Source organism: Nostoc sp. CHAB 5715 (assembly GCF_020829685.1).
Classification (GTDB): Bacteria; Cyanobacteriota; Cyanobacteriia; order Cyanobacteriales; family Nostocaceae; genus Nostoc.
On record NZ_JAIVFR010000958.1, the window covers coordinates 1 to 2796 of the forward strand.

Consider the following 2796-nt stretch of genomic DNA (forward strand, 5'->3'; position numbering starts at 1 on the left):
GTACCAGAACTATTAATTTAGTTACTTACCTGTAACTTTCTCCAACACATTCTTTATATTGTCTTCCACAGATGTTGCACTCTGGGAATTTTCTGGACGCTTCTGCTTGTCAATATCAGCAGCTCCCTGAACCTCATTAAGTCCTTCGTTAGTCTCTTTTTGAGTCTTTTTCAATCCTATTGGTGGTGCTTTACTGGCTTCGTCAGTTTTGGCCTGAATATCAAGCAGTTGTGTAGTAGCTTCGGTAGGTTCACTTTGATAGCTATCGATCGCAAAAGCAGGAAAAGCACTAGATAACAATAGTAAGGCGCAAGTAAAAGCCACAACTAGGAAGCGTACCGGACTTAAAACAGAAGCAATCATTTTCATTTGAAATCCTCGATAACAGCTTTAATAACGCAGAACTTTGACTGAAATAGCCGCAGATCACACCTTACTTAGTAAAGAGCAATAATAAAAATAGGCAGCTAGGCTTCAATCTGAAAGTTCTTTATAAACGAACTTGACGAAGAAATTGTCTTAGGATTTCTGCATCGAACTAGTTAAGGGATAATAAACAAATACCACCTTAATTCTTTAGCAAAATCATTACGTTTTTTATTTGACAATCTTCTCTCAAGTTCTCTGTTTCTACTTGTACTTTGAAAATGCTAACGCCTGCATCAATCTCTAGAATGAAATTTACTATATCTTTAGTTATAATAAAATCAGTCTCTAGGTATATCGACTATAACTGTTCACTGATAACTGATTTGGTCAACGCCTGAGCCAATACAGTAATTGATCAGAGGTATAAACGTCACGATAAAAACTAAATTGTTCGCATTTTAGGTAGCATGCACCTCGGTGTCCGCGCAAAGCCGAGGTAGCGTAGCCGAAGTATTGCGAACTTGTACGCTCGCTTGTCCTGAGCGTAGCCGTTGGCGCAGCTTCTCGTAGAGAAGGGCGTAGCCGAAGTATTGCGAATTGTTTAAATATATGGACATAATTATGAATGCCTATAATCCTTGCTTTATAAGAGTTTGGAAAAGCCAGTTTTCTTGCATACGCTGGCACACAGAAGGTGGCTAAATTTGTGATATAAGGCTCAAAGAGCAAGTATTTCTCTGAAAGCTTTGTGTATAATTCTCTATTTTTAGATAGGTTTTAGCCAGTTAAGATAGAAAACTTAAGGGAAAAACTATACAGATAATTATCGACTGACTTAGCAAATTAATCAAATCAAGCGATCGCTTGCAGTACAGTCAAATATTGGATGGTAACTTTATGGCGATTTTGTTAAATTATAAAATCTGTCAGAACGCATCTGAGCGCCATTTCGCCAAACTTCCACTTTTTCAGAACTGACTAAATAATAAAAACTACCATTATCTGCTCGATATTTGCCTTTGCCAATATTTAAAGCTGCGATTTTTATAGGCTTGCTTGGGTCTTGCTTTAACTGCCCAATATAAAATAACTGACCATTTTCTTCACAGACTTTTACACGAATACTTGCAGTCTCACCCTCAATGATGGTAACTCCATTGCATTTAGTATCAGTGCTAACAAATGCAAAACCTATTGGAATTGGCTGTGAAGGTGAAACTTGCTTTGTAACTGGGGGTGTCGAGATTGGGCGGTTCGGGTTATCGGCTTGCTGAACTCTAGAACCAGAGTTAACACTTGCAGTTAAGGATGTCAATAGATGAAGGGGGTCAACTACTATTAGACCATTTGGATGAACTTCAAAGTGCAGATGAGGCGCTGTACTATTGCCTGTAGATCCCATCTCAGCAATAATTTGACCTTGAATGACCTCTTGACCCTTGCTTACCAACAAACGGCGATTGTGACCATAAACAGTGATACTGCCGTCAAGATGTTTGATAGTTATAGCATTGCCTAATCCCCAATTATCCCAACCTGCTTTGATGACTGTACCAGATGCAGCAGCAACAATAGGAGTTCCAGATACCCCTGCAATATCAATTCCTTCATGTTGATATTTGCGGAAGCCTTGAGAAATAAACCCTTGAGTCGGCCAGATTAAGTTAGAAGCAGGGATAGGAGTTTGCCTAATTGGGGAATCGTCTGCTAACTGTGTTAGGGCAGATGTAGTTGTACTTAATACGGCGGTTAAGGATATTAACGCAATTAGTCCATAAGTGCGGTATCGATAAAGGGTAACTTTTTTCATAAATTGAAAGTTTATTCAAACAATAATTCAGATATAGGACTATGATTTGATTTCTGAAAAAAATCCGTACAACTCGAAAAGCGTGATTCCATATTCCCTACTCCGTACAGACAAGGGTTAATCGCGTCTCTACCCACTCCCCACCTACATAGATAATTTCAAAAATCAAATATGATTCCTATAGTTTCTGATTATTTGCTGTTTCAAGCTGACTCGGTAAATATCAGGAAATTTAGCAGATATAACACCTTGGCGCTACAAGTGTAATCTTTTTACCGTATGCCAGCCACCGACGCATCGAACGGCAATACCGTTCGGTTAAGGAATTTTTTGGTTGAGGCAGGCAGGGGGGGCAGTTCGGGAAGAGAAGCTGTTCTTGAGAGAAGAATTACTGAACAATAACTCTCTTTCCTCAAGAGCCTCAAGAGCTTATCCGAACAGTATTGCATCGAACGGTGGCATACGTTTATCGAAATAGAATAAAGGCGTCATATCATGTCCGGCTAAATACTTGTCATTACGAACGCAGCGATAGCGGAGTGAAGTAATCGCAGAGTCATTGTGATTGCTTCGCTCCACTTCGTTGCACTCGCAATGACATATCATAAGCAATTTGC

2 protein-coding genes are annotated in these 2796 nt (G+C 39.4%); both read right to left on the reverse strand.

Annotated features, from left to right (window positions below; genetic code table 11):
• Positions 1–21: 21 nt before the first annotated feature.
• Entirely contained in the window at positions 22–369 is a 348-nt protein-coding gene (locus LC574_RS34320) for a hypothetical protein (protein ID WP_229458074.1), read from the reverse strand.
• A gap of 895 nt (positions 370–1264) precedes the next feature.
• The gene (locus tag LC574_RS34325) at positions 1265–2179 is read right to left on the reverse strand and encodes a M23 family metallopeptidase (RefSeq protein ID WP_229458075.1); all 915 of its coding nucleotides are present in this window, start codon (positions 2177–2179) and stop codon (positions 1265–1267) included.
• Positions 2180–2796 lie beyond the last annotated feature (617 nt).

Excerpts from the sequence above, each read along its gene's own strand:
- LC574_RS34320 (WP_229458074.1), bottom strand. The coding sequence starts at position 369 with ATGAAAATGATTGCTTCTGTTTTAAGTCCGGTACGCTTCCTAGTTGTG.
- LC574_RS34325 (WP_229458075.1), bottom strand. The coding sequence starts at position 2,179 with ATGAAAAAAGTTACCCTTTATCGATACCGCACTTATGGACTAATTGCG.